Source organism: Desulfovibrio sp. An276 (assembly GCF_002159665.1).
GTDB lineage: Bacteria > Desulfobacterota > Desulfovibrionia > Desulfovibrionales > Desulfovibrionaceae > Desulfovibrio > Desulfovibrio faecigallinarum.
This window is the reverse complement of sequence record NZ_NFJC01000001.1, coordinates 271,206-298,163: the sequence shown is the minus strand read 5'-3', so window position 1 is coordinate 298,163 and position 26,958 is coordinate 271,206. Positions and strand designations below refer to the sequence as shown.

At 56.8% G+C, this 26,958-nt stretch carries 23 protein-coding genes; 18 read left to right on the top strand and 5 right to left on the bottom strand.

All coding sequences use genetic code 11. From position 1 onward, the window contains the following. Positions 1-32 precede the first annotated feature (32 nt). Positions 33-1,034, bottom strand: coding sequence for a TRAP transporter substrate-binding protein (locus B5F76_RS01295; protein ID WP_087349874.1), 1,002 nt, complete (start codon positions 1,032-1,034; stop codon positions 33-35). Between the two features lie 899 nt (positions 1,035-1,933). On the opposite strand from B5F76_RS01295, the gene B5F76_RS01290 reads away from it, so the two are divergent. The 12 genes from B5F76_RS01290 (at position 1,934) to B5F76_RS01235 (ending at position 15,004) form a co-directional block, all read left to right on the top strand. Further along, a complete protein-coding gene (locus tag B5F76_RS01290) occupies positions 1,934-2,773 on the top strand; it encodes an amidohydrolase family protein (RefSeq protein WP_087349872.1) in 840 nt (279 codons plus the stop codon). A 575-nt stretch (positions 2,774-3,348) separates the two neighbouring features. After that, complete coding sequence (gene hpsG, locus B5F76_RS01285) at positions 3,349-5,853, top strand: (2S)-3-sulfopropanediol dehydratase (protein WP_087349870.1); 2,505 nt, start codon at positions 3,349-3,351, stop codon at positions 5,851-5,853. Positions 5,854-6,039: 186 nt separating this feature from the next. Further along, positions 6,040-6,987 (top strand): (2S)-3-sulfopropanediol dehydratase activating enzyme, encoded by a 948-nt coding sequence (gene hpsH / locus B5F76_RS01280; RefSeq protein ID WP_087349868.1) that lies wholly within the window; start codon positions 6,040-6,042, stop codon positions 6,985-6,987. 293 nt (positions 6,988-7,280) lie between these two features. Then, positions 7,281-8,711 (top strand): sigma-54 interaction domain-containing protein, encoded by a 1,431-nt coding sequence (locus B5F76_RS01275; RefSeq protein ID WP_087349866.1) that lies wholly within the window; start codon positions 7,281-7,283, stop codon positions 8,709-8,711. 3 nt (positions 8,712-8,714) lie between these two features. After that, a complete protein-coding gene (locus B5F76_RS01270) occupies positions 8,715-9,377 on the top strand; it encodes an HDIG domain-containing metalloprotein (protein ID WP_204218288.1) in 663 nt (220 codons plus the stop codon). 93 nt (positions 9,378-9,470) lie between these two features. Beyond that, entirely contained in the window at positions 9,471-10,382 is a 912-nt protein-coding gene (locus B5F76_RS01265; protein WP_087349864.1) for a D-alanine--D-alanine ligase family protein, read from the top strand. Then, complete coding sequence (locus tag B5F76_RS01260) at positions 10,383-11,288, top strand: DMT family transporter (protein ID WP_239406908.1); 906 nt, start codon at positions 10,383-10,385, stop codon at positions 11,286-11,288. Between the two features lie 13 nt (positions 11,289-11,301). Next, positions 11,302-12,639: a trypsin-like peptidase domain-containing protein gene (locus B5F76_RS01255; RefSeq protein WP_239406907.1), complete on the top strand. Its 1,338-nt coding sequence runs from the start codon at positions 11,302-11,304 to the stop codon at positions 12,637-12,639. Positions 12,640-12,884: 245 nt separating this feature from the next. Next, a complete protein-coding gene (locus B5F76_RS01250; RefSeq protein WP_087349862.1) occupies positions 12,885-13,073 on the top strand; it encodes a ferredoxin in 189 nt (62 codons plus the stop codon). Positions 13,074-13,209: 136 nt separating this feature from the next. Beyond that, on the top strand, positions 13,210-13,881 hold the full coding sequence (locus tag B5F76_RS01245; RefSeq protein ID WP_087349860.1) for a YkgJ family cysteine cluster protein: 672 nt from the start codon (positions 13,210-13,212) through the stop codon (positions 13,879-13,881). Positions 13,882-13,892: 11 nt separating this feature from the next. Next, positions 13,893-14,318 (top strand): hypothetical protein, encoded by a 426-nt coding sequence (locus tag B5F76_RS01240; protein WP_087349858.1) that lies wholly within the window; start codon positions 13,893-13,895, stop codon positions 14,316-14,318. Positions 14,319-14,374: 56 nt separating this feature from the next. Continuing rightward, the gene (locus B5F76_RS01235; RefSeq protein ID WP_087349856.1) at positions 14,375-15,004 is read left to right on the top strand and encodes a tetratricopeptide repeat protein; all 630 of its coding nucleotides are present in this window, start codon (positions 14,375-14,377) and stop codon (positions 15,002-15,004) included. Between the two features lie 88 nt (positions 15,005-15,092). Here the strand turns inward: B5F76_RS01235 and B5F76_RS01230 are convergent, their stop codons facing one another. Continuing rightward, positions 15,093-15,899 (bottom strand): exodeoxyribonuclease III, encoded by an 807-nt coding sequence (locus B5F76_RS01230; protein WP_087349854.1) that lies wholly within the window; start codon positions 15,897-15,899, stop codon positions 15,093-15,095. Positions 15,900-16,213: 314 nt separating this feature from the next. Here B5F76_RS01230 and hflK point away from each other — a divergent pair, with 314 nt between their 5' ends. The 5 genes from hflK (at position 16,214) to B5F76_RS01205 (ending at position 21,542) form a co-directional block, all read left to right on the top strand. Next, positions 16,214-17,443 carry an FtsH protease activity modulator HflK gene (hflK, locus tag B5F76_RS01225; RefSeq protein ID WP_087349852.1) on the top strand — a complete coding sequence of 410 codons (1,230 nt, stop codon included), beginning with the start codon at positions 16,214-16,216 and terminating at the stop codon, positions 17,441-17,443. Next, positions 17,444-18,292: a protease modulator HflC gene (hflC, locus tag B5F76_RS01220; RefSeq protein ID WP_087349850.1), complete on the top strand. Its 849-nt coding sequence runs from the start codon at positions 17,444-17,446 to the stop codon at positions 18,290-18,292. It abuts the gene before it with no gap. Positions 18,293-18,359: 67 nt separating this feature from the next. Then, positions 18,360-19,367 (top strand): lytic murein transglycosylase, encoded by a 1,008-nt coding sequence (locus B5F76_RS01215; RefSeq protein ID WP_087349848.1) that lies wholly within the window; start codon positions 18,360-18,362, stop codon positions 19,365-19,367. A 42-nt stretch (positions 19,368-19,409) separates the two neighbouring features. Continuing rightward, positions 19,410-20,570 carry a nicotinate-nucleotide--dimethylbenzimidazole phosphoribosyltransferase gene (cobT, locus tag B5F76_RS01210; RefSeq protein ID WP_239406906.1) on the top strand — a complete coding sequence of 387 codons (1,161 nt, stop codon included), beginning with the start codon at positions 19,410-19,412 and terminating at the stop codon, positions 20,568-20,570. A gap of 84 nt (positions 20,571-20,654) precedes the next feature. Then, the gene (locus B5F76_RS01205; protein ID WP_087350238.1) at positions 20,655-21,542 is read left to right on the top strand and encodes an oligopeptide/dipeptide ABC transporter ATP-binding protein; all 888 of its coding nucleotides are present in this window, start codon (positions 20,655-20,657) and stop codon (positions 21,540-21,542) included. 2 nt (positions 21,543-21,544) lie between these two features. On the opposite strand, the gene hflX is transcribed toward B5F76_RS01205, so the two are convergent. Beyond that, positions 21,545-23,155: a GTPase HflX gene (gene hflX / locus B5F76_RS01200; RefSeq protein WP_087349844.1), complete on the bottom strand. Its 1,611-nt coding sequence runs from the start codon at positions 23,153-23,155 to the stop codon at positions 21,545-21,547. A gap of 51 nt (positions 23,156-23,206) precedes the next feature. Beyond that, on the bottom strand, positions 23,207-23,797 hold the full coding sequence (locus B5F76_RS01195) for an IMP cyclohydrolase (RefSeq protein WP_087349842.1): 591 nt from the start codon (positions 23,795-23,797) through the stop codon (positions 23,207-23,209). A 487-nt stretch (positions 23,798-24,284) separates the two neighbouring features. Between B5F76_RS01195 and speA the strand changes: the two genes are divergently transcribed. Beyond that, complete coding sequence (speA, locus tag B5F76_RS01190) at positions 24,285-26,204, top strand: biosynthetic arginine decarboxylase (protein ID WP_087349840.1); 1,920 nt, start codon at positions 24,285-24,287, stop codon at positions 26,202-26,204. 90 nt (positions 26,205-26,294) lie between these two features. On the opposite strand, the gene B5F76_RS01185 is transcribed toward speA, so the two are convergent. Next, positions 26,295-26,945 (bottom strand): hypothetical protein, encoded by a 651-nt coding sequence (locus tag B5F76_RS01185; protein WP_087349838.1) that lies wholly within the window; start codon positions 26,943-26,945, stop codon positions 26,295-26,297. Between the last annotated feature and the right edge of the window lie 13 nt (positions 26,946-26,958).

Below are 26,958 nucleotides of genomic sequence, written 5' to 3'. Positions count from 1 at the left end.
TTACTGAAGCTGTCTGACCGGATATACGGAGGCTACTTCTGGGTATCGGCGATCATCTTGGTCAGTTCTGCGGGGATCTGGGCGTTGTACTTGTCACGCACAGGCTGGGTCAGCTTGTAGAGTTCGGCAAACTGGGCATCGGTGTAGTGATGCATCTTGATTCCGGCCTTCACAAAGGCGTCGTAGGCCTTCTGTTCCAGAGGACCGGAGATTTCGCGCTGATACTTCAAAGCCTCGTCGGCAGCTTCGCGCAGGATCTTGCGCTGTTCGTCGGTCAGGCTGTCCCACTTCTTCTTGTTCATCATGAGAAGATGCATGGAGTAGTTGTGACGGGTATCGGTGGCGTACTTGATGACTTCTGTGTGCTTTGCGTCGTTGAGCAGGGAGTAGGTATTGCCTTCGCCGTCAACGGTGCCCTGCTGCATGGCTGTGTAGGTTTCACCCCAGGCGATGGGGGCGGGGTTCATGCCGAGGGCCTTGGCCACATCCACTTCCACGGGAGAGTCGGTGGTACGCACCTTGAAGCCCTTGAAGTCGGAGACGTTGGCAATGTCATGGGTAGCGGAGACAAAGTTGCGGTAGCCGAATTCGCTGAACATCAGGGTCTCGAGGCCAATCTTGCGGGAAAGCTCGCGGTAGAACTTTCCAAGCTCGCCATTGTCGATGGCGTCATACAGCTTCTGCTGGTTCTTGGGATTGGTAACGTAAGGGAGATCCAGAGCCATGTAGTAGGGGTGGAAGGAGGCCATGTTGGGCGTGGAGCTGGAGGTGAGATCCAGGGTACCGGCCTGGGCGGCCTCGGTGGTCACACGGTCGTTGCCGATCTGGGCATTGGGGAAGATCTGGATGGTGATCTGGCCCTTGCTCTTCTGTTTCACAAGCTCGGCAAACTTTTCGTAGCCCAGGGTCACGTTGTTGCCCGGAGCCATGGGATGGCCAAGACGCAGCTTGAGAGGACGCGCATCGGCAGTACCGGCGCACAGGGCGGACACTGCAAACATCAGCAGGATGGCGCAGGAAAGAAGCTTTTTCATGGGAACTCCTCACAAAAACAAGATGTAAATGAAGCATCCAAGAACCTTGGAGCAGAGAATTTCAATGTGCCGAATTCATGTGTGGCAGGGCCAGGCAACTTGTGTTGCAATTTTGCTACTTGTGCCTGTGCGCACATGAAGCATGTGCTGTGCTGCATGCCTTCAAGGGGTTGCCTGGAAACGGAGTCCGCGTGTTTGCCAGCACAATGCGAATCACGAAGATATAGGGGCTCAATCTCCAATATCTGGCCTTGCAGGAGAGGAAAAAGGCCTGGGTGGTTTGGGTCCCCGGACAGGGAGAAGGACATGTGAGAAAAGAGACAATCGGCCTTGCAGAGCCTCGTTGGGAGAGCTTTTGCCGAATTCAGTTGTGTATGCATGCACAGATCTTGCCAAACTAACAAAAATATGAACGTCATGTGAAAAAAATCGCGTAACTATTTGATTATAGATATAAATTAAATTTGTAATATGGTCTCAGTGCTTTCCTCTTTTCTGATGCATGAATGAACAAATGATGCAAAATAGCATCACATGTCTAGATCGGAGGGATGTGATGTTGCAAATTTAGGACTGCTCCTTTTTCGTGTGCAAAGCGGAACGATCTTCAATATTCTGAAATTTGTGGATTTTTTTCACTTGTGAAGGAAATGGAAAGCTTCATGCATAGGCAAGCACGCAAGTATGCTTGCGTGGGGATTGAGCACCTGTTCTGGCGTAGCTGTGCTTTGACAAGGCGGTGTGCCTGTCCCTGATTGGGCCGTCTGGCTCCAAAAATCACAAGGCTTGCTTTTCTTGGGCCTGCCCGGCTGCAAAGGGCAGGGCATTTGCAAACGTTCAACACATGGTCAAGGAGGTGGCGCCTGTTCCCAGACCAGGATTGTCGGCGCCAAGCACATATGAAAATTTTCGATTTTCGTTTCAGACCCAATACCAAGGCGATACTCGACGGCATCGCAAACAGCACCATGTTCAAGGCTTCGTGCGAAGCCAGCGGTTTCGACAAACGTGTGGCTCAGACCCTGCCCGAGATCGTGGACGAACTCAAAGGTCGTGGCGTTGTGGGCAATGTCATCACAGGCCGTGATTGCCGCACGACCTATGGCTTTCCGGACAACAACGGCAGTGTTCTCGAATTCTGCCAGGCCTATCCGGACTTTTTCTACGGCTTTTGGGGCATAGATCCCCATCGCGGTATGGACGCAGTGCGCGATGTGGAGAAGGTTGTGAAAGAGTACGGCATGCGCGGTATTGCCACCGATCCGTACCTTGCACACATTTCTCCCAGCGAAGCCCGCTTCTATCCCATCTATACAAAGTGCTGCGAGCTGAACGTGCCTGTGTTCATCACCATGGCTCCTCCGCCAATGGTGCAGGGCGCTCTTATCGAGTACACGGATCCCCGCGATGTGGACAAGGTTGCCCGCGATTTCCCCGAACTCACCATCATCATGAGCCACGGCGGCTACCCATTTGTGCAGGAAGCCATCTTTGTCTGCCAGCGCAACCGCAACGTGTACATGGACTGCTCCGAATACGAGCGCGCCCCCATGGCAACACACTACATCGAATCCCTGACCACAGGCGTTCTTGCCGACAAAATCATCTTTGCCAGCGCCCATCCCTTCATTGAGCAGAAGGACGCCATTGAGACCTATATGAACATGGGCCTTGATGAAGAGACCCTGGCAAAGGTCATGTACAAGAATGCCTACCGCGTCCTTGGCCTTGGCGAATAGGACTTCGGGACGACAAGAGCACGGTTGCGCATCTCGCAACTGACAAAATCGGGAGCCTTCGGGCTCCCTTTCTTTTGCCAAAGGCTCTGAGCAGATTCATGGAAGCGCGCGGCATCTTTTGTGCCACCCCTTGTGAAAAAAAGTAACTATCAGGAGCAATAGTGCGAATTTGCGACTTTATGGACAGAAATAAAAATCAAAAAAATCTAAAAATTACAAGTTTTTATATAATAAAAACTAAGTATTGTTACCGATAACTTGCAGAAATGTTGCAGTTCTGCAGCGGACAAGGTCCGGCAAAAGCGAGCGCCAAAAGCTTTGTGGTGCATTAGTGCAACATGATTGTCATGGCCTTGTGCAAAAAGCGCACAAGCCGAGAAAGCTCTGGCGGGGCAAAATATTGTTTTATCAGTATATTTAATTGGTTAAGAAAATAGTGTGCTCTTTGGCATGCTTTATGCTTAATTAGGGCATGAAGACGCGCTTCCGATACCCCACGGGGGGCAGGAACGCAAAATACAGCAAATCACAACCAACTTCCAAAATTTCCAGATCTTCACTTTGGAGGAACCAATATGACCGCTCCCGTTACAGAATGCTGCCTTCGCTCCCCTCAGGAAGAACGCCTGCAGGACCAGATCGACGGCAAGGTAGACCGCTATCGCAAAACCCACGAGCGCGTGTTCCGTATGCTCGAGCGTTTTGAGGGCCAGAAACCCCAGATCGATATCGAGCGCGCCCTGTACTTCACTCAGTCCATGAAGGAAACCGAGGGTCAGCCCCTGGTTCTGCGCTGGGCAAAGGCTCTTGCCCATATCGCCAAGAACATCACCGTGACTGTTGAGGAAGATCAGCTCCTGCTCGGCCGCGCCGGTGGTCTGCCCGGCCGTTATGGTATCCTCTATCCCGAACTCGACGGCGACTTCCTTGACATCGCTGTGAAGGATCTGCCCACCCGCGAGACCTCTCCTGCTTCCATTGATCCCGAAGACGCCAAGAAGGTTGTGGAAGAAGTGGCCCCCTTCTGGAAGGGCAAGACCTTCCATGAAGACCTCAACGCCGCCCTTCCTCCGGAAGTGCACAAGCTGACCTACGACGATCCCCAGGGCCTCATCTCCCGCTACATCGTCAACGAGACCGCTTCCTTCCGCTCCTCCATCCAGTGGGTGCCGGATTTCGCCAAGATTATCAACCGCGGCTTCAATTCCATCAAGGCCGAGGCTCAGGAAAAGCTGGCTGCCCTGGATCCGCTCTCCTGCAAGGACATGTGCGAGAAGAAGCCCTTCCTCGACGCCATCGTGATTGTGTCCGACGCCATCGTGCTCTGGGCTCATCGTTACGCTGATGCTGCCCGCGAAGCCGCAGCCAAGTGCACCGACGAGAAGCGCAAGGCAGAACTTCTGCGCATGGCCCAGAATGCAGACCGCGTTCCCGGCGAGCCCGCCCGCGACTTCTGGGAAGCCTGCCAGAGCCAGTGGTTCACCCAGATGTTCTCCCGTCTGGAGCAGAAGACCGGTACGACCATTTCCAACGGCCGCATGGACCAGTACTTCTACCCCTACTTCAAGGCTGACATCGAAGCCGGCAAGATCACCGAGGATCAGGCCCTGGAAATCCTGGAGTGCATGTGGGTCGGCATGGCCGAATTCATCGACATGTACATCTCCCCCACCGGCGGCGCCTTCAACGAAGGCTACGCTCACTGGGAAGCAGTAACCGTTGGCGGCCAGACCCCGGACGGTCGCGACGCCACCAACGAGCTCACCCACCTCATCCTCCGCTCCAAGCGCGAATTCCCGCTGCACTATCCGGATCTCGCTGCCCGCGTGCACAGCGGCTGCCCCGAGAGCTACCTGTGGGATGTGGCAGAGACCATCAAGTATGGTTCCGGCTTCCCCAAGCTCATCAACGACGAGGAAATCGTGCCCCTGTACGTGTCCAAGGGCGCTACCTTCGAAGAGGCCTTCGACTACGCAGTTTCCGGTTGCACAGAAGCCCGCATGCCCAACCGTGACACCTACACCTCCGGCGGTGCCTATGTGAACTTTGCCGCAGCAGTGGAAATGGTGCTGCGCAATGGTCGCATGAAGAAGTACGGCGACCAGCTCCTTGGTGTGGAAACCGGAGATCCGCGCAACTTCAAGACCTGGGACGAGTTCTGGAACGCCTACGTGCAGCAGCACATGCTCTTCATGCGTACAGCCTTCATCCAGCAGTACATCATCAACAAGCTGCGTGCCCGCCACTTTGCAGTGCCCATGCTCTCCGCCATGCATGACCTTGCCATGAAGCATTGCATCGACCTGCATCAGGAACATATTCCCGAAGGCATCGACTTCGGCTACTTCGAGTACATGGGGCTCGGCACTGTGGTCGATTCCCTCTGCGCAGTGAAGAAGCTGGTCTTCGAAGACAAGAAGCTGACCATGGATCAGCTTATCAAGGCCCTGGACGCCAACTTCGAGGGCTACGACGATGTGAAGGCCCTTCTGAAGTCCGCCCCCTGCTACGGCAACAACGACGAGTACGCCGATTCCATCGGCCGTGCCATTGACCACCTCAGCGTGGAATACGGCCACAAGTACAGCATGAAGGACCTTGGCATGCACAACGATGTGCGCTACGTGCCCTTCACCTCCCACGTGCCCTTCGGCAAGGTTGTGAGCGCTACCCCCAACGGCCGCGTGGACTGGTTCCCCCTGTCCGACGGTTCCTCCGCCTCCCATGGCGCGGACGTCAATGGCCCCACGGCAGTGCTTCTGTCCAACTACAACACCAAGAACTACGGTATGCGTGACCGCGCTGCCCGCATGCTGAACATCAAGTTCACGCCCAAGTGCCTTGAGGGCGAGCAGGGCACCGAAAAGCTCGTTGCCTTCATCCGCACCTTCATTGACCTGAAGCTGTGGCATGTGCAGTTCAACGTCATCAACGCCGACACCCTGCTGAAGGCCCAGAAGGATCCCGCAAAGTACCGCAACCTCATTGTCCGCATCGCCGGCTACAGCGCCTACTTCGTGGATCTGTCTCCCGACCTGCAGAATGACCTTATTGCCCGTACCGTGCACGACAGCATCTAGTGCCGCCATGCAATACACAATAGTCCCGGCCTGACAGAGTGTCGGGCCAGGACAAAAAATCTGAAAGGACCTGTTCCTTCGCGAAAGGAACAGGTCCTTGCAGCATCAAACGTCATGATTTCGCATTCCGGGGCAAGATGCGCCGGACAAACATTACAACGGCTCTTGCCAGAGGGAGGCCCTGCAGTGAGCAGAATAGAGGACAAAAAGACCACCGGCTATGTCTTCAACATACAGAAATACTCTGTCCACGATGGCCCGGGCATCAGAACAATTGCCTTTCTGAAGGGCTGCCATCTGCGCTGCAGATGGTGCAGCAACCCCGAATCGCAGGAGCCCCTTCCCCAGGTGGCAGTGAACAACAACCGCTGCATAGGAACGGACAAGTGCCACTTCTGCATGGATGCCTGTCCAAGGGGCGCTGTCTATAGCGATGGCTCCAAGGTCGCCATCAGGCGCGAGCTGTGCAAGGACTGTACGGACCTTGCCTGCGCCAATGCCTGTCCTGCCCAAGGCCTCAATATCTACGGCAAGCTGCAGACCGTAGACGAGGTCATGAAGGTTGTGGAGCAGGACGCGCCCTTTTACGCCAGAAGCGGCGGTGGCATGACCCTTTCCGGTGGAGAGCCTTTTTTGCAGGGCAAGTTTGCCCTGGCACTCTTGCGCGAGGCAAGGGCCCGCTTCATCCGCACGGCAGTGGAAACCTGTGGCATGTGCGAGCAAAGCGTGCTGCTTGAGGCAGGCAAATACCTGAACTACGTGCTCTTTGACATCAAGAGCATGGACAGTGCCAAGCACAAGGAAATGACAGGTCTTCCCAACGAGCACATCATAAGCAATCTGAAAGCACTGTGCGAGGAATACCCGGACAAGCCCATTCTTGTGCGTACGCCCATTGTGCCGGGCTTCAACGATACTCCAGAAGCTGTGACGGCCATTGCCGAATTCATTGAACCCTTTGGCGAGCATGTGCAGTACGAAATGCTGCCCTACCACAGGCTCGGCACGCAAAAGTATGAATTTCTGGACAGATCGTATCTCATGGGAGACGTTTCCCTAGACAATCTGGCCTACAAGAAGCTGCTCAAGTACGCACACCGTGTTTTGAAGGGCAGACACCATATCCCCAAATAGCAGTACGTTTGCAGGGAAAAATTTTCGGGCATCCGGATCTTGCGCAGGAAGAGCGTGGAAATCGTCTTTTCCGGATTTTGCGCAAAGGCTGGGTGCCCTTTTTTGCGCACCTTTTTCAAAGGCTCGTGAACAATGGTTTTCATTAGCAAATGACAACATTGTCAGAACCTTGGACAGGGGGAAAAATATGAATTAGAAGTAGAGCGCTAGGTTTGAGCAAGGCAGTGGCAGGAACCTTGTGTTTTCCCTTGTTCCGAACAACTTTTGCGAAGCGCGCATTCAGGCGGGTACCCATGAACAGACAGACAGAAGTGCATTTGACGGGGCACTTTCAGGCCATACTCGACGCTCTTTCCGACGGCGTCTACATTTCCGATGTCACGGGCAAGACCCTGTGCGTCAACCGCATGTACGAGCAGCTCACAGGCCTCAGGCGGGAAGATATAGAAGGATGCGATGTGCGCGACATGGTCCGCAACGGGATTTTCGACAGCATCCTCAATCCGGAAATAGTGGAAACCCGCAAGCCTGCGACAAAGGTGCAGCACCTGAAGGACGGCAAGACCCTGGTCTTGAGCGGCTATCCCGTCTTCGACGAGGAGGGAAAGCTCTGTTTCGTGGTGACCTTTGCAAGAGACATAACCATCCTGACCAATCTGAACGAACAGGTGGGCCATCAGAAAAGCCTTTTGCAGAAGACGGAAGGGCAGATAGCCTTCATGGCAAAGCAACAAAAGGAGCACAGCTTCACACCTTCCTTTGCCAGCAAGGCCATGGGCGAGGTTCTGAACCTTGTGGATCGCATAGCGCCTACGGACGCCACAGTGCTCATTTTGGGTGAGACAGGGGTTGGCAAGGACGTCATAGCCAACCTTGTGCACCAGAGAAGCCCCAGGGCAGAGAATCTCATGCTCAAGGTGGACTGCGGCGGCATTTCCGAGGGGCTGACCGAATCCGAACTCTTTGGCTACGTGGCAGGCGCCTTTACCGGGGCCTCCTCCAAGGGCAAGGCCGGCTACTTTGAAATCGCCAACGGGAGCACCATCTTTCTGGACGAGATAGGCGAGCTTCCCCTATCCATGCAAACACGCCTTTTGCGCGTCTTGCAGGACGGCGAGATTATGCGTGTGGGCTCTGCCTCGCCGCGCAAGGTGGATGTGCGCATCATCGCTGCCACCAACCGCAACCTGAAAGACTGCGTGCTTGCGGGAACCTTCCGCAGGGACCTCTACTATCGCCTCAATGTGGCAACCATCAACATTCCACCTTTACGGGAGCGCGCGGAAGACATTGGCCTTCTGGCCAAACTCTTTTTGGCCATGTACGCAAGCAAGTACAGAAAGAACCTCTACTTTCTGGACATCACGCTCGAGATTTTGCGCAGCTATTCCTGGCCTGGCAACGTGCGCGAGCTGCAAAACCTTGTGCACAGCATAGCCATTACGGCAAGGGGGCCGGCCATTTCCCCGCAGGATCTGCCTTCCCAGATATCCGGAACAAAACAGAAGGAAAGCTCCTTTGGCGAGGACATTTTTGCGGACAGCCGCTCCCTGCACGAGATCATGGAAGAGATCGAGGCGGATTTTCTGACCCGCGCCATAGAGCACTACGGCTCCATACAGGCCGTTGCAAAAAGGTTCAGGGTTGACAGATCCACCATTTTTCGCAAGATACGCAAGGGCAAACAGGACAAAAAACAGGACCAGAAACAGGAGCAGATGTGAGCCATGTTCACAAACAAGCTGCCAAAACCCGAGGATCCCGCAACTGTCGAGATTCCCGACTATCCCCTGAAAGGTATTCCGGATCTTGATCTTGCCGATCCTGTACGCATGCAGGGTATTGTTCCGGACGATGAGGCGTGCACAAGGCTCTGGGACAAGTACGAGATGCTGGACAACATTCGCGCCCACTCGAAAGTGGTCGCCAATGTGGCCACACGGCTTGCAAAAAGGGCCAAAAGTCTTGGCTTTTGCGTAAACGTGGAGGCTGTGCGCGCATCGGCCCTCTTGCACGATCTTGCCAAGACCCATTGCCTGTGCCACGGAGGCTCGCACGCAGAGCTCGGCGCTTCCTGGGTAGTGCAGGAAACCGGCAACTACGAGCTCGCCAGGGGAGTATTCCACCACGTGTACTGGCCCTGGAAACTGCCGGCAGACGATGCGGCAAGGATGTGTTCCCTGCCCTTTTTTATTCTCTACGCGGACAAGAGAGCGAAGCACGACAGCTTTGTGACACTGGAAAGCCGTTTTGAGGATCTCATCGATCGCTATGGCAAAACAGAGGAACACAGAAAGAGCATCCGTGCTTCCTACCTGCAGGCCAAGGCCATCGAGGATGCGCTCTCGAAACATCTTGGCGTGGGGCTTGCCCACACCATTCCTGCATAGGCTGTTTTCCTGACTTTTCCCAGTATGGGAAAAAAAGACTCAATCATAAAAAAGGCAGCGCCTGTCGGGAAGAGGGGCGCAGGGGGGGCTTTGATGAAGATTCTTTTGATAGCCGGAGGCTGGTCCAGCGAACGGGACGTGTCCCTTGCGGCAGTGCCTGTCATACGCAAAGGCCTCGAAGAACTTGGCCACACTGTGACCTTCTTTGATCTCATGACGGGTTTCGATTCCCTGCTTGCAGCTGCGAAGGAGCACGACTTTGCCTTCATAGATTTGCATGGGGCCCCTGGCGAGGACGGTCTTGTGCAGGCCATGCTGGACAGTGTCGGCTGCCCCTACCAGGGGGCAGGCGCTCCCGGAAGCTTCCTTGCCCTGAACAAGGCCTGCGCAAAGCAAATCTTCAAGGAAGCAGGCATTCCCACTGCGGACTGGGAATTTTTGCCCACCATGCCGGACGCTTCCTGGGAGCCGCGTCTTCCCTATCCCCTCTTTGTCAAGGCAAATCTGGGAGGCTCATCCCTGCATCTTGGCAGGGCAAGCAACAGGGAAGAGCTGGATGCTCTTCTTCGCGACATCCTTGCCCAAAGCCAGGGAGCGATCCTTGAGCCTGCCCTGCCCGGGCGCGATGTCACCTGCGCAGTCTTGGGAGACAGGGCCTTGCCGCCCATCCTCATTTTGCCCCAGAAGGGAAGCTATTTTGACTACGAGAGCAAGTACGAGGACGGCGGAGCCAAGGAAATCTGTCCGGCACCCATCCCCGAGGACGTGACCCGCAGGATGCAGGAGTATACCCTGAAGGCAGTGGAAGCCCTTGGTCTTGACGGCTACGGCAGGGCGGACTTCATCCTGGGCGATGATGGAAGCCTGCACATCCTTGAGGTCAACACCATTCCCGGCATGACAGAGGCAAGCCTTGTGCCCAAGGCTGCCAGGGCAGCAGGCATGTCCTTTGCAGAATTTCTGGGAGAGCTCATAAAGCTTGGCCTTGAGCGCAGGGGACGCTAGGTGGGAAGCCATCTTTGCGCGCATTTGTGCGCTTTTGGCACCACAGTGGTCTGGGGCCTGACCTTCATTTCCACCAAGGTGCTCATGAACCACGGCTCAACGCCCCTTGAGGTGCTCTTCTTCCGCTTTGTGCTGGCCCTTGCGGTCATGTACTGCATGAAGCCGAAGATCTTTCGTCACGGGCGCGGATGGAAGGAAGAGCTGCTCTTTCTTGGCGCAGGTGCAAGCGGGATCACGGTCTATTTCTGCTTCGAAAACACGGCCCTCACCCTGACCTATGCCTCGAACGTCAGCCTCATTATCTGCACGGCACCCTTTCTGACAGGCCTTGCTGCGCATTTTTTTCTGAAAGAGGCTTTGCACGGAAACTTCTTCACCGGCTTTCTTGTGGCCATTACAGGCATAGCCTGCATTTCCTTCAATGGCGCAGCCTACCTCAACCTGAACCCGGCAGGGGATTTGCTGGCAGTAGGGGCAGCGGCAAGCTGGGCCTTCTACTCCATCTTCACGCGCCGCATCTTTTCAAGGAACTATCCCCTGCTTGAGGCCACGCGGCGCATCCTTTTCTGGGGCCTTGTCACGGCAGGCCTGGCACTGCCCCTGCAGGGCGAGGTGCACCTTCCGGATCTTGGCAGCGCCGCTGTCTGGGCAAACTTCCTCTTCCTTGGCGTTCTGGCCTCGTCCGTGTGCTTTGTGACCTGGAACTACGGGTTGCGTGTGCTGGGCGCGGTCCGCGCCACTGCCTACATATATCTTACTCCCGTTGTCACTGTGGTAGGCGCCTTTTTCCTGCTTTCCGAGCGCATAACCCTGCTTTCCGCCACGGGCATGGCCCTCACCCTGGCAGGTCTTGTCCTGTCCGAGACAAGGGGCAATGTCCTTGGCCGCCTTGGGCGCAGGGGATAGTTTAGAGGCTATCATGACAAGACATGCTGTGTCGGGCCGCCTGTGTATGGCAGCCCTTGCACTTCTTTCCTGTTTCCTTCTTGAGCCAGGGAGTGTCCTGGCCCTTTCCGAGGTGCGCAACACGCCTGTGGTGAAGGTGGTCAATATGGCTTCACCTGCAGTCGTGAACATCACAAGCACGAGCGTGCAGGGAAGGCCGTTGTCTCCCCTTGAGCAGTTTTTCGGGGATTTCGGCATGCAGCCAAGGCAGCGCAAGCGGGCAAGCCTTGGTTCCGGTGTCATCGTGGACGGCAAGAAGGCCCTGGTGCTCACAAACTCCCATGTGGTCCAGTCCGGCACGGACATACAGGTGCGTCTGAAGGACGGGCGCGAGTTTACGGCCAAACTGCGTGGTGCCGACCCGGACTTCGATCTCGCTGTGCTCGAGCTTGAAGGTGCGAAAAATCTGCCCTCCCTTCCCATGGGGGACAGCGCGGACGTAAATCCCGGCGAGACAGTCATAGCCATAGGCAACCCGTATGGCTTTTCCCATACAGTGACTACGGGTGTGGTCTCTGCTCTCGGGCGCACCATACGCTCGGAAGGCGGGGTGTTCACAGACCTCATACAGACGGACGCAGCCATCAATCCGGGCAATTCCGGAGGCCCCCTCATCAATCTCGACGGCAGCCTCATTGGTATCAATACTGCCATCTACGGCAAGGGCTGGGGGCTCGGCTTTGCCATACCCATCAACAAGGCCCGCCAGGTCATGCAGCGCATTCTGGAGGGCAGGGCGGCATCGCCTCTGTGGCTCGGGTTGCAGGCGGATGACATAGACCAGCGCCTTGCCATGGAATTCGGACTTGCCTCTATGCGCGGCATTGTGGTGAGCGGGGTGTACAAAAATACTCCTGCTGCCAGGGCAGGCATAGAGCCAGGGGATGTGCTTTTGTCCGTCAACGGCACGGACATCAAGAGCAGGCGCGACTACCTCTTCCTTTTGCGCAATCAGCTCGAGGGCACAGCCCTGACGCTTGAGGTTGCGGGGCTGCACGAACCGGACAGGATACGAAGGATAACACTGACGCCAGAGATCTTTACGGACAAGATGGCACTTGACGTGCTCGAAAGGCGCTGGGGTCTTGTGGTCAAGAAAAGCCGTGGGCGCCTTGTGATTGACAGGGTCGAGGAACAGGGACCTGCACGCTTTTTGCGCAAGGGCGATGTCCTGCGAGGGGTGAGCGGCTACGAGGCGGACAGTCTTGAAACACTTGCTGCCATATTCCGTGAGGAAAGGCTTTCGAACAGCGTTTTGCTCTTCATAGAGCGCCAGGGCAGGGGCTATTACGCGCGGCTGCAAATTCAGTAGCGGGCATTTTTTCCTGCCCTGCAACCCTACGGCAAAAGTGGCCTTGCAAGGGGCAATGCGTGGAACAACGAATTTGGCAGTAACACGGGCCCTTGTCAAAAAGGCAAGTCTATTCAGCCAATTACCGCACAAAAACGGAAAGGTTCTCACTTGACAGGAGAGGGGCCTTTGTCAATACTGCGAAAGACGGACGAGATTTCCGTCAAAAATCAATTCAGGTCATCGACCAAGTTTGGGAGGACATCATGTCTTACGAAGTTACTGTTGACACCGAGAAGTGCGTGGGCTGCGGCGAGTGCGTGGACGTTTGCCCCGTTGAAGTCTACGAGCTGAAGGACGGCAAGTCCGAGCCTGTCAACTCCGAAGAATGCCTCGGCTGCGAGTCCTGTGTGGAAGTTTGCTCTTCCGACGCCATCGAAGTCAAAGAAATGTAATTATTGGGCGCAAGCCCTTTTGACTATGCCGCCAAAAGACTTATAGTCTAATGGCGGCTTTTTTTCTGGCCTGTCTCAGGAAGGCAAGGGCCAGGACAAAGCCTCCCAAATCATCTTGCAAGGAGAAGCCCAGGCCATGGTGCCAGATCTCACCCCCATATTTACCCAGTACGAAAAGCTGCGCGCCCTGGTGGACCAGGCCTTTGCCACGGTTGGCCAGAAGCACCCGGACTGCATGGCCTGCCATGTGGGCTGCAGCGACTGCTGCCATGCGCTTTTCGATGTGTCCCTGGTCGAGGCCATGTATATCAACAGGGCCTTCAGGCAGAAGTTCGACTACGGTCCCGAGCGCTCTGCCCTTCTGGAAAGGGCAAGCAAAATCGATCGTCAGCTTGCAAAGGTCAAGAAGAACCTCTTCAGCGAATACAAGCAGAGCAGGGATGCGGAGAATATCCTGCACGAGGCTGCGGAAATGCGCATGCCCTGTCCATTGCTTGACGAAAACAACAAGTGCCTCCTCTATGAGGCAAGGCCCATCACCTGCAGGGCCTACGGTGTTCCCACAAGCATTGCTGGCCAGGGGCACGTGTGCGGGCTTGCCGGCTTCAACCAGGGCGGACAGTATCCGACCCTGAAGCTGGACAGCATACAGGCTGCCCTGAACGATATGAGCATTGCCATCGAAAAGGCCGTGCACAGCCGTTTCGACAAATTGCACGAAGTACTCATGCCCGTTTCCATGGCCCTGCTCACTTCCTTTGACGACACCTTCCTGGGCATTGGACCAGCCAAGCGGGAACGTGACTAGAGGAGCATCCCATGCCGAGCTTTCTTTCCGAAATACACGCCTTCATGTACCGCGACGGCACCCCGCAGGAGCTGAACGAGGAGCAGGAGGCCAGCAAGCGCGAGATGTACGAGAGGATGAGTCCTCGCGGCAGGCGCTTTGTGGACCGCATAGGCTACGAGAACTGGGACCCCTTCCAGAAGCCGAACGATCCCCTGGACATACGTCAGGATGCGACCAAGAGGACAACACAGCAGCTTGTGCGCGAGTTTTTGCAGCTTGTGAGCAAGAGCGAGTCCTACAGCAACGAGTATGGCAGAGGTGCTTTGCAGGCAGCCTTGGGCATTGTCAATCGCGACGAGACCATGCGCGGCACCTTTGATTTTTGCCTGTGGTACGCGGATCTTCTTCGCCGCGAAGGCCACGTGAAACCCCATCTTGAGACCATGCCGAAGTAGGCATCCCCATAAACCAGTAAATAAGGGGATTTGAGCTCCCCGCCCAAGGTTTTTCCATGAAAGACAAGTACGACGACATCAACGAATATATCGCAGACCTTCAGGACGCCATTGCCAAATCCGATGGTGCCTGCGCCGCACACCACTACAACCTTGGCCTTGCCCTTTTGAGCAAGCGCGACTTTGTGGGCGCAGAGGGCGCTTTCCGCGATGCCTTGCGAGAATCTCCGCACATGGCCGAGGCCATGGTGCAGCTCGGCGGCATCTGCCTGCAGAGGGGCGACCTTGAAGGCTGCCTCAACTACAACACGGAAGCTACCACCTTCCGTCCCAAGTTTGCCATTGCCGAGAGCAACATTGCCTTTGTGCATCTGCAGCGCCGCGAGCCAGACAAGGCATTGAAGCACCTTGCCAAGGCACTCAAGTGGGAGCCCAAGTTTGTGCAGGCGCGCAACGACGAGGCCATTGCCTACTTCATGCAGGGCAACTACGAGCAGAGCGAGAAGTCGAGCCGTGCGCTCATCGCGGACGAGCCGAACTTTGCTCCTGCCTGGCAGAACCTCTCCCTGGCCCTTTTCGAACAGGGGCGCTACCCCGAGGCAAAGGAAGCCATGGAAAAGGCAGCAGAGCTTGGCTTTGACGTGCCCGAGGGCTACAGGCAGGAACTGGCAGAAAAGCTCGCCTAGTTTTTTTGAGGCACTTAAGCAAATTGAAGGGGGGACACCGGGATGCTTTCCGGTGTCCCCTTGTACATTGAGCTTGGGTTCAGGGTAATCAGAATTCCAGGGCAAGGCCCACGGGACAGTGATCCGAGCCAAACTGGCCGCTTTCGATCCAGGCATCGGCTATGTTGTCTTTCAGATCGCTTGTCACGAAGAAGTAGTCTATGCGCCAGCCGATGTTCTTCTCCCTGGCCCTGGACTTGTAGGACCACCAGGAATAGGCGTCCTTTTCGTCCCCGTGCACGTGGCGGAAGGTGTCGATCCAGCCAAGTTCCACAAAACGGTCCAAAAAGGCGCGCTCAAGAGGAAGGAAGCCAGTGTTCAGCACGTTTTGCTTGGGCCTTGCAAGATCGATTTCCCTGTGGGCTATGTTGAAATCGCCGCAAACCACCACGGGCTTTTTCTTGCGCAAATCCTCGGCATAGGAAAGGAAGGCCTCGAAAAAGCCCATCTTGTAGTCGAGGCGCTTGAAAAGCCCTTGATGCTTGCCGTTTTCGTCCAGGATTTCGGCTCCACCATTGGGAAAATAGCCGTTGATGAAATGGAACTTCTCGTATTCCAGATGAAGGATGCGTCCCTCGCCCTGCCATTTTTCGTCCGGAAGCTCATGGCGGACGCTTATGGGATCAATCTGGCTGAAGACTGCCACACCCGAATAGCCCTTCTTCACAGTGCTTGAGGCAAAGTAGCTGTGCCAGCCTTTGGGACTGGCAATTTCCGGAGCAAGCTGCTCCTTTGTGGCCTTGGTTTCCTGCAGGCCTATGATGTGGGCAGTGTCCCTGTTGAACCAGGACCAGTCCGGCTTGGCGGACACGGCCCTCAGGCCATTAACGTTCCAGGAAACGAGTCTGACTTGCATGCTGCGCGCTCTCCTCTTGGTCGGGCCCCATGCACGCAATGGTATCCCAAAGGCGTCCTGAGCCCGAAAAGGGTTGTGAATCAAAAAACTTAGGCAAATTGCATTTTCTATCGTCCTCTGCCATACTATCAAGGCTTCTGGCAAGCGCAAGAAAGGCCTGGCCTTCCCTGTTGCCGGCGAATACGAAAGCAAGGCAAAGGATTTGGGATCAGGATGTCTTTTTCGCGCACATACAGGACAATCTGGCTCAAACATTGAGAACAAAATACAACCATGCATACCGGGATACTCCCGACGCTGCCCAAGGAGGGCGCATGAGTTCAACCGCTCAGGTACTGAAAAACTGGGACTGGGACAAACTGCAGGAAAAAAGGGCCAAGCAGAAGGGGTTTACCCCTCCGCCGCGTGACCCAGAGCCCGAGGAGCCCAGACCCGACAACACGGACGACAGGGAACGCCGCGATTTCTTTGGCGGCGGCAATGGTGGCAACAACGGCGGCAACAATGGTGGCGGCGACAACGGCGGAGGCCGTGGCCGCGGGCCGCGCGTGGTCGCCTTCAAGGTGCCAAAGCCCGGCTTTGCCACAGGCAAGGGACTGTGGATGCTTTTGGGCATACTGCTTGCCGTCTGGCTCTTGTCCGGCATCTATATTGTCGAGCCGGACGAGGAAGGCGTTGTCCTGCGCTTTGGAAAATACAACCGCAGCACAGGCCCTGGCCCCCACTATGCCCTGCCTGCTCCCATTGAAACTGTCTACACGCCCAAGGTCACCCAGGTTTTGAGAAGCGAAATAGGCTACCGCAACGTGGGCGGCCAGTCGGCTACCTTCCAGCAGGGCAGAGTGCGCACCATGCCCCAGGAAGCTTCCATGCTGACAGGCGACGAGAATGTGGTGAACGTGCAGTTCTCTGTGCAGTACAAGATCAAGGACGCTGTGCAGTACCTCTTCAACGTGGCAGATCCTACCTCCCTTGTGCACAACGCAGCCGAGGCTGCCATGCGCGAGGTCATAGGCAACAACCTCATCGATTCGGCCATCACGGACGGCAAGCTGCAGATTCAGAGCGACGCAACCCAGCTTCTGCAGACCATTCTCGACCGCTACGGCGCTGGCATCCAGATCCTTGCCGTACAGCTGCAGGACGTGCATCCGCCGCAGGAAGTCATCGAGGCCTTCAAGGACGTGGCCTCTGCCCGCGAAGACAAGAGCCGCATCATCAACGAGGCCGAAGCCTACCGCAACGCCATCCTGCCTGAGGCACGAGGCGAGGCATCTGCCATACGCAACGCTGCCGAAGCCTATGCCGCAACCCGCGTGCAGAATGCCGAAGGTGCCGCAAGCCGCTTCAACGCCCTGCGCGTAGAGTACGAAAAGGCACCCGAGGTCACGGGACAGCGCCTCTACTACGAAACCATGGAAGACATTTTGAAGAAGGCCGAGGAGAAGGTTGTGCTGGACGGCCAGGCAGGAGAGCGCGCTCTCCCCTATCTGCCGCTGCCAACCCTTGGGGCCAAGGCCCCGAAGGCCGGGGAGGGAAGATAAATGAACAAGAAAGTCTCCTCTCTGGCCCTGATAGCCCTTCTGGCCCTGGCATTGCTCAGCCAGTCCATCTTTACAGTCAACCAGATGGAAACGGCCATAGTTCTCCAGCTTGGCGAGCCCCTGGACGATGTGTACAAGCCCGGCCTGCACTTCAAGCTCCCCTTCATCCAGAAGGTCATCTACTTTGATGCCCGCGTGCTGGACTACGAGGCAAGCTCAAGGGAAGCCTTCACAGTGGACAAGAAGGCCATAGTGCTGGACAACTACGCCCGCTGGCGCATCACGGATCCCCTGCAGTTCTACCGTACCATGAGAACCCTTGTGGGCGCACAGGCCCGTTTGGACGACGTTGTCTACTCGCAGCTGCGCGCCATGGTCGGTGCCTACACATTGTCCGAGGTCGTCTCTACCCAGAGGGCTGCCATCATGACCGAGGTCACGGAGAAGGTGAAGGGCATCATGAAGGGCTTTGGCGTGGAAGTTTTGGACGTGCGCATCAAGCGTACAGACCTTCCTGCAGAAAACCTGCGCGCCATCTTTGACCGCATGCGCGCGGAACGCGAGCGCCAGGCCAAACAGTATCGCTCGGAAGGCGAGGAAGAATCCACGCGCATCCGCTCCGACGCGGACAGGCAGAAGGCCATCATCCTGGCAGACGCTGCCAGGGACAGTCAGATCATCCGCGGTGACGCGGACGCGCGCGCTGCCCAGATCTATGCTGACGCCTACAACAAGAACAAGGACTTCTACGCCTTCCAGCGCTGGCTTGAAGCCATGAGGACGTCCTTCAACGAAAACAGCAAGATGGTCCTCTCCTCGCCGGAGGCCTTGCTGAAGCATCTGAAGTAGGTTCACGCCTTTTGCAAGAGAGCCCCCTTTGCGGGGCTCTCTTCGAACTGAAGCAGGAATACAAGACATGTATCGCATAACGATGGCTGTCCGGGAAGGTGTCCTGAAACGGGGCGCCTTTCTGTTTTTGCTCCTTTGCCTCACAACCCTTCCGGCCTGTGCTGCCCAAAAGGCGGAGGATGCACATCTTTCGTCAGGGGCAGACATTGGCAATGTTTCTTCCCATGGACTGATTGCGCCAGAGTGGCAGCATCTGCAAAAAAGGCTTGCTGCGGACGGCCTTGCCGGGCCAGAGGTAGACAGCCTTCTTGCGAGCCTTGGGCCCAAAAGCTCTGCGCCCATGGGCCGCAAGATGACTGAGCTCTACAAAAAGAACTTTTTGCCAAGCCCAACGCCCCCGAAAAAGCCGTCTGCAGATGTGTACAAGGGCGTTGTCACAGCAAAGAATGCGGACAAGTGCCTTGCCTTCATACAAAAGCATAAAGGGGCCTTTGCCCGGGCCGAGAAAAAATACGGAGTAGAGCCCTCTGTAGCCTGCGCGCTGCTCTTTGTGGAAACACGGCTTGGAGCGTATCTGGGCGCCAAGGGGGACAATGCCCTGCAGACGCTTGCAAGCATGGCCGAGAGCAGGGAAAAGTCCGATATCGCGGACTGGCTTGGCAGAATGCCAGGGCACGAGGAGCACGAAACCTGGTTTGCCCAAACCATGCGTAAGCGATCGGAGTGGGCCTATCGCGAAACCAGGGCCCTTGTGCGCTATATGGTGGACAACCGCATAGATCCTGCCACACTGCCTGGCTCTGTCTACGGGGCAGTGGGACTTTGCCAGTTCATGCCGAGCAACATTGCCCCCTACGGGGCTGACGGAAACGGCGATGGCATTGTCAACCTCTACACCCCTGAAGACGCAGTTGCGAGCCTTGCCAACTACCTTGCCAAACACGGCTGGAAAAAGAACGGCTCAAGGGCGCTCAAGCACAGGGTGCTCATGCGCTACAACAAATCCACTCGCTACGCCAACACCATCCTTGAACTTGCAAGCCTCACTGCCAAAAGGGCCGGCAAGACGCGCTAAGACATGAGCCCTGTCCCACGCGGGCAGGGCAAGGAGAAACCCTTGTCCACTTTTGATCTCGGGCAGATATTCCCACCCAAAGTGTCCATTCATCCCATAAGCGACAGCGCATGCCGTATTGCCCGCGAGCATATGGACATGCAGGCAAAGCCTGCCAAAAGCCTTGGACGCCTTGAAGAAATTGCAGAGCGCCTTGCCGGCATGAGCTATCCCCCTGCAGTTGAGCCTGCCAGACTGTTTACCGTGGCAGGGGATCACGGCGTTGCAAGGGAGGGTGTTTCCCTCTTCCCGCAGGAAGTAACGCGCCAGATGGTGGCAAACTTTCTCGCAGGCGGAGCTGCCATCAATGCCCTGACAAGGGCAAGCGGCATGGAGCTAGTAATTGTGGATGCTGGCTGCGCTGGCGGTCCCTTTGGCAGCCCTGTTGTGGACGCCCGCCTTGGCGATGGCACAGCCAACATGTGCGAGGGGCCTGCCATGGATGAGGCAACCTGCCTTGCAGGCCTTGCAAACGGCGCGCGTCTTGCCATGCAGGCAGTAAGTGAAGGATGCCACTGTCTTGCCATAGGCGAGATGGGCATAGCCAATTCCACGTCAGCCACTGCACTCTACTCCCACCTTCTGGACCTTCCGGCAGAAAAGGTGGTGGGGCCTGGCACGGGCGTGGACGACAGGGGAATGGCCCACAAGGCAGAAGTGGTGCAAAGGGCCATCGAAGTCAACAGGGAGCTGCTTGGGCGCAAGGATGAGCTTTGGCCAGATCCCGTGGCTGCCCTGTCCTGCCTTGGCGGATTCGAGATCGTCACCATGGCAGGCATAGTCCTTGGCGGGGCTGCCATGCGCGTGCCTGTCCTTGTGGACGGATTTATCGCCTCCTCAGCCTACATGGCTGCAGTTTTGCTCTGTCCCTGGGCAGCCCAGTACTGCTTTGTGGCCCACGCGTCCGCAGAGCCAGGGCACGAGCTTTCCATGAAAAGGCTTTCCTCTCTTCTGGATGCGCATTTTGGGCAGAACACGAAGCAAACGCATCCCTGGACGCAGGGAGAGCGACTGACTGCACCCCTTTTGAATCTTGGCATGCATCTTGGCGAGGGGACTGGCTGCGCGGTGGCCTATCCCCTTTTGCGCGCAGCTGTTGCTGCCTACAGGGAGATGGCTACCTTTGGCGAGGCTGGTGTCTCGACTGCGGACAAGGCTGACTAACGGAGAGACAAGGTGGACAGGGATTTGCTGGTAGTCGAGGATGTGAGCAGGGTCTTTCCCGTGCGCTCGCGCGAGGGGCTGCGCATGCTTTTTGCGGTAAACAAGGCAAGCTTTTCCCTTGAAAAGGGGGAATGTGTGGGCCTTGTGGGCGAATCCGGCTGTGGCAAATCCACGCTCGGGCGTCTGGTGTGCGGGCTGGATAGGCCAACATCCGGACAAGTTCTGTTCGACGGGGAGCCTCTGCCACTGGCCTGCGCTTCCTCGCCCGCAGTAGGCCGCATACAGATGGTGTTTCAGGACGCCTTCTCCTCCCTCGATCCCCGCCTGAGCGTAGGACGCACAGTGGCCGAGGGCCTCGAGAGCCGCGGTTTTCAGAGACGCAGGAAGATGGGCAGGGCGGAAATACGCGATGCTGTGCGGGACATGTTCGCAAAGGTAGGCCTGGCCGGCATGGAAAAACGCTTCCCCCACGAGTTTTCCGGTGGGCAACGCCAGCGCGTGGCGCTTGCCAGGGCCCTTGTGACAAGGCCGGATCTTGTGGTCTGTGACGAGCCTGTGTCCGCCCTGGACGCCTCCGTGCAGGCCCAGGTTCTCAATGTAATGCGCGATCTGCAGGAAGAATTCGGGCAGGCGCAGCTCTTTATCTCCCACAATCTGGCAGTGGTTGGCTACATGTGCTCGCGGGTGCTGGTTATGTACCTTGGACGCATCGTGGAGATGCTGGAAGCGAAGGATCTCGGCCGCGCAGCCCATCCCTATACCAGGGCGCTGTATCGGGCAATGCCGGGCAGAACAAGGGCAGGGGAGGGGCTGGTGGTCCTTGAGGGTGAGCTTCCCTCGCCGCTCAATCCTCCCCAGGGCTGCCATTTTCATCCGCGCTGCCCCAAGGCCCAGGACATATGCAAGGAAAAGGCGCCAGACTGGGAGGAACTTGCCCCAGGCTGGCGCGTGCGTTGTCATTTTGCGGAATAGTTTCAGGTTTTGAGCCCCAGCAACCTGCTCTCGATGGCCTTCATGAGCGTCTCAAGGCCTGTTCCCTTGAGGGCAGAGACGTGCAGGGCATCCGGCAGGGCGTCTCCCAGCTCGGCCTGCACGGCAGGGTCGAGCAGATCCCACTTGTTCAGCACAAGCAGGCGGGGGACCTTGCCAAGGTCCAGGGTATCCAGGATGGTTTCCACGGACGAGATTTGCAAAAAAAGGTCCGTGTGGGATGCGTCCGCCACGTGTATGAGCAGATCCGCGCTGTCCAGCTCCTCCAGGGTGGCCTGGAAGGCCTCCATGAGTTCAGCAGGAAGGTTGCGGATAAATCCCACTGTGTCCGCGAGCACGATTTCGCGCTCTGCCGGAAAGCGCAGGCGCCTTGTGGTCGTGTCCAGGGTGGCAAAGAGCTTGTTCTGGGCAAGGACCTCGGATTTCGTGAGGGTATTCAGAAGCGAGGATTTGCCTGCGTTGGTGTAGCCCACAAGCGCAGCCAGAGGAATGCCGTTGCGGCTCCTGTTGTTGCGCACATAAGACCTTTGCCTGCGCAAATTGTCCAGTTCCTTGCGCAATCTTCCCATGCGCTCGCGGCTTCTGCGCCTGTCTATTTCGAGTTTGGTTTCGCCTGGACCTCGGCCGCCTATACCGCCCATGAGTCTGTCCATGGCGCGGTTTTTGCCTGTCAGACGCGGTAGCATGTATTTTAGCTGGGCCAGCTCCACCTGCAGTTTGCCTGCCCTCGTCACTGCGTGCTGTGCAAAGATGTCCAGGATGAGCTGTGTCCTGTCGAGCACCTTGCGTTCTGTGATATCCGCGAGATTGTGCAGCTGGGCAGGGAGCAGTTCACCGTCAAAAATCAGCATGTCGGCCTGACCTGCCAGGGCCTGGACTTCCAGTTCCGCCATCTTGCCACGGCCAAGTATGTTTCTGGGCTGCAGGTTTTTGGTGCGCTGTATCATGCGCCCGCAGACAGTGATGCCAGCGGTTTTGGCCAGCTCAGCCAGTTCGTCCAGATTGCGCTCCTGGATTGAGCGCGGCTCCTCGGACACGGACACAAGGATGCAGCGGTTTTCCGAGGAAGAGGTTTTCCCGTCCGAGGAAACTCTTGCGAACTCCTCTTCAAGGGCCTGGGCCTGCTCTGTCAGATCGATGGCAGTGTCGCTCCAGGCGCGCATGGGCTCCACACGGTAGGGCTCGCTTGCTGTGGGCGGCAGAAGGTGCGCAAACTGCCACTGCAGGGGAAAGCCTTCTTCCGTGATGGTGAGCACGACCATGGCGTCAAGGCGCAGGAAGAGCATGTCCATGAGGTCTTCTTCGCTTAGGCCCTCCGATCCTAGGTGGGTGTGGAGAAGGCGCAGGCCTCTCAGTCTTTCTGAGCCCATGCGAGAGCGGGAGAGTTCCGGAATATAAATGCCGTCCGCCTTGCCCACGATGACCAGGGCGACACGACCCCTGCGATCAAGCAAAAGCCCTATCTGTCGCTCCAGGGAGCGGGACAGTAGGGCCAGTTCTCTTGCCTGATCGAGGGTGTAGACATCCCCTCTGGGAAACTTGCGTGTGCCAAGGCGCTCAAGGGACTTGAGCTGACTTGGGCTCAAGCCCTGCAGATTTCCGTCAAGACGTGAAATGGGAAGCCTCCGAAATCAGGGGCGGATAGGTTAGGGACGGATGTAGGAGGTGATGAGAGCGTCGTAGCGCGAGGTCGCGTCAAAGGCTCTGGAGGCCATGCGCTGGCGGAAGAGCAGGGAGGAGCACATGTTGTGTTCCTTCAGATCTTCCATGGCAGGCCCGTACCATTCCGTGCCGGGGATCACGAGCATGGAGTGGAAGTTCTTGGCTGCGGCCCTGATGAGGCAGGGACCGCCGATGTCGATTTCCTCCACGGCCTGCTCCAGGGAGAGGTGACGCGCAATGGCGCCAGCAAAATTGTAGAGATTGACGCAGACCAGATCAAAGGGTTTGATCTGCATCTCTTCGAGAACCTGCATGTGCTCTGGCACGTCCTTGTTGGCAAGGATGCCGGCATGAATTTTGGGGTGCAGCGTCTTGACCCTGCCGTTCAGGATTTCGGGGAAGCCTGTGACGGAGCTGACAGAGTGTACGGGAAGGCCAGCGTTTTCCAGAGCCTTCATGGTGCCGCCAGTGGACACGAGTTCCACTCCGTTGCTGCTCAGAAAGGAGGCAAATTCCACCAGCCCGCTCTTGTCCGTGACACTGAGAATTGCCCGCCGGATGGGAAGAAGTTCCATAGTGTTCTCCTGCGTGGAACAAAAAAGCGTTCCTCGCCATTGGTTTTCGAGGACAGAGTGAAGTATTGCACAAGTGTTGGGAAAAAGCAAAATGGGGAAAGGCTCCGTGCACGCGGCTAAAGTGGGTCGCACTGTGGATTTGCAACGTGGGGGAACAGGCCCTGCAACATGGCCTGGCAACCCTTTTGTCACAATGTCGACACCTGTTCGGTCCTTGACTTTTGCCCTGCTATTGGGCAAGGAAAAACTGCCTTAGGGCTGCTTTTGTCAATACCCCGTGTTTGCTCTTCTCTCTCACAAGATCAAATACCCGGCAGCTCCTTTTTGAGACGTGTCGCTACTGGTACCAAACCACAGGCTGGACACGTTTTTTTCTGTCTTGCGAAGCCCTTGGCCTTTGCAGGGCTGGGGAACAAGTGCATTTGGGGCCAGAAGCTCCAAAAAAAGCGGGCATGGCCTGCCCAATCCAAGGGGAGAACTAAAGGAATTGAACAATTTCCGTAGCTTGCTGCAGCCGTGGCGCGTCGAGGACAGCGCAGAGCTCTATGGCATCCATTCCTGGGGTGCCGGTTACTTTGACGTTTCCTCAAACGGCGATGTTGTTATCTGTCCCAATGGCCCCCAGGGTCCCAAAGTGTCCATTCCCGAGATCATCGAAGGCATCAAGGAACGGGGCTACGACATGCCCTGCCTGCTCAGGGTGGAAAACATTCTCGACACGCAGATTGCCAATCTGCACGAGTCCTTCCGCAAGGCCATCAAGAACCTTGGCTACAAGGGCAGCTACCGTGGCGTCTTCCCCGTCAAGGTCAATCAGCAGCAACAGGTGATTGAGGAAATCGCCGACTTCGGCTCGCGCTACCACCACGGCCTGGAAGTGGGCTCCAAGGGCGAGCTCATTGCCGCAGTCTCCCACCTTTCCGACAGGGAAGCCTGCCTTATCTGCAACGGCTACAAGGACGGGGAATTCATTGACCTGGGCCTTCAGGCACAGCGAATTGGTCTGAACGTCTTCTTTGTCATCGAAATGCCCGGCGAGCTCGAAACCATACTGCAGCGCGCCCGCATCCACGACATGCGGCCAAAACTTGGCGTGCGCTGCAAGCTGTCCACCAGGGCAAGTGGCCACTGGGCAGAGTCCGGTGGCGAGCGTTCGGTCTTCGGCCTCTCCCCTGCAGAAATCGTGGATCTTATTGACAAGCTCAAGGCAAACGACATGCTCGATTGCCTGCGCCTGCTTCACTACCATCTGGGATCCCAGGTTTCCAATATCCGCGACATCCGCCTGGGCGTGCAGGAAGGCGCCCGCTTCTACGCGGGCCTTGTGCAGGAAGGCGCGCCCATGGGCTACATCGACCTTGGCGGCGGCCTTGCCGTGGACTACGACGGCTCGCACACAAACTACGTCTCCTCGCGCAACTACACCCTGGACGAATACAGCGCGGACATAGTGGAAGCCATCATGGGCACCCTGGACGAGGTAGGTGTGCCCCATCCGCACATTGTGACCGAATCGGGCAGGGCCACGGTTGCCTACTATTCCCTTCTGCTCTTCAACATTCTTGACGCAAGTGTAGTCGAACCCATGCAGCTGCCCGAGGATTTGCCAGAGGACAGCCCGGAGCCAGTCAAGAACCTGCGCGAGGTTCTTGTCAACATTACTCCCCGCAATCTGCAGGAATGCTACAACGACGCCATCTACTACCGCGGCGAAATGCGTCAGCTTTTTGCCACAGGCGCTGTCAATCTGCGCCAGCGCTGCCTGTCCGAGCGCTTTTTCTGGGCAATCCTCATGCGCATTTCCGAGGAGAAGGACAAGCTCAAGGTTATTCCCAGGGACTTGCAGGACATCGACGCCTATCTTGCGGACATCTACTACGGCAACTTCAGTATTTTCCAGTCTCTGCCGGACTCCTGGGCCATTGATCAGCTCTTCCCCATCATGCCCGTGCACAGGCTGAAGGAATGCCCCACGCGCCTTGGCATCATTTCGGACATTACCTGCGACTCCGACGGCCAGATCAACCACTTTATCGATCAGCAGGGCAACAAGAGAACCCTGGAACTCCATCCCCTGAAGGCTGGTGAGGAGTACTATCTGGGTGTCTTCCTTGTTGGCGCCTACCAGGAAACGCTGGGCGATCTGCACAACCTCCTTGGCGACAACAACGTTGTTTCCATCCGCATCGAGGAAGACGGAAGCTACGAGTTTGTGCGCGAACAGGAAGGCGATACGGTTGCAGACGTCCTCTCTTATGTAGAGTACGATCCTCGGCGCATCATGGAATCCCTGCGCAGCATGGCAGAGCGTGCCGTGCGCGAGGGTCGCATAACTCCCAGCCAGCGTTTTGCCTTCCTGCAGATCTTCGAGGACGGCATACGCGGCTACACCTATTTCGAACGCTAGTCTTCTCCTGCCCATGGCAGGACAGGCAACAAATGGGCCGCTTCTCTTTTCAAGAGAGGCGGCCCATAGTGTTTTGGTACCTTGTGACGGCTAGATGGTCTCGGCCTTTGGTTCGGGCTGCTTCGGAGTGGCGGGCGTCTGAGGTGCCGGAGCAGCGTCCCTGGTGTTCGAAAGGATGGGCTTTGTATTGGTGGCAAACTTTGCTGCCTGATCCTCGAGGACTGCCTTGCCCACAATGAGCCACTTCTCGCCAACCTTGCGCAGGGCAAGCCAGCTTGTCATATTGGCAGGAGTCGTCACCCTGGCGATGGCAGCATCAGTGCCAAGTTCCTTGACCTCGGCCTTTTTCAGGGCCTGGGGTTCCCAGGGACAGTCGGAGCTCTGGGACCTTGTGCACTGGGCAACGAGCTCGCCTGTGCCCACCATGCGGGTGAAGGTCCTTGTGTACTGGCTCTTCAGATCCATGGCGGACTCAAGCCAGCGGTCCATCTCGTTGCCAATGCCGAACAGGGTGCCGAGATCGCCGGCAAAGTTGAGGAGACTGTTGTCTTCCTTGAGATTCACGAGCTCATGGCTGGCAAAGGCGTCCATGTCGAACTGTGCCATAAAGGCCTGGCTGTTCTTGTCCGTCAGGGCCTTGGCAGCGTCGTTGAGGGTTTTCTGGGGACCGGAGGTCTGGCAGGCTGCGAGGAGCAGGGCAAGCCCCAGAACGAAGATCAGGCTGACAATGTTTTTGCGCATGGGAATTTCTACC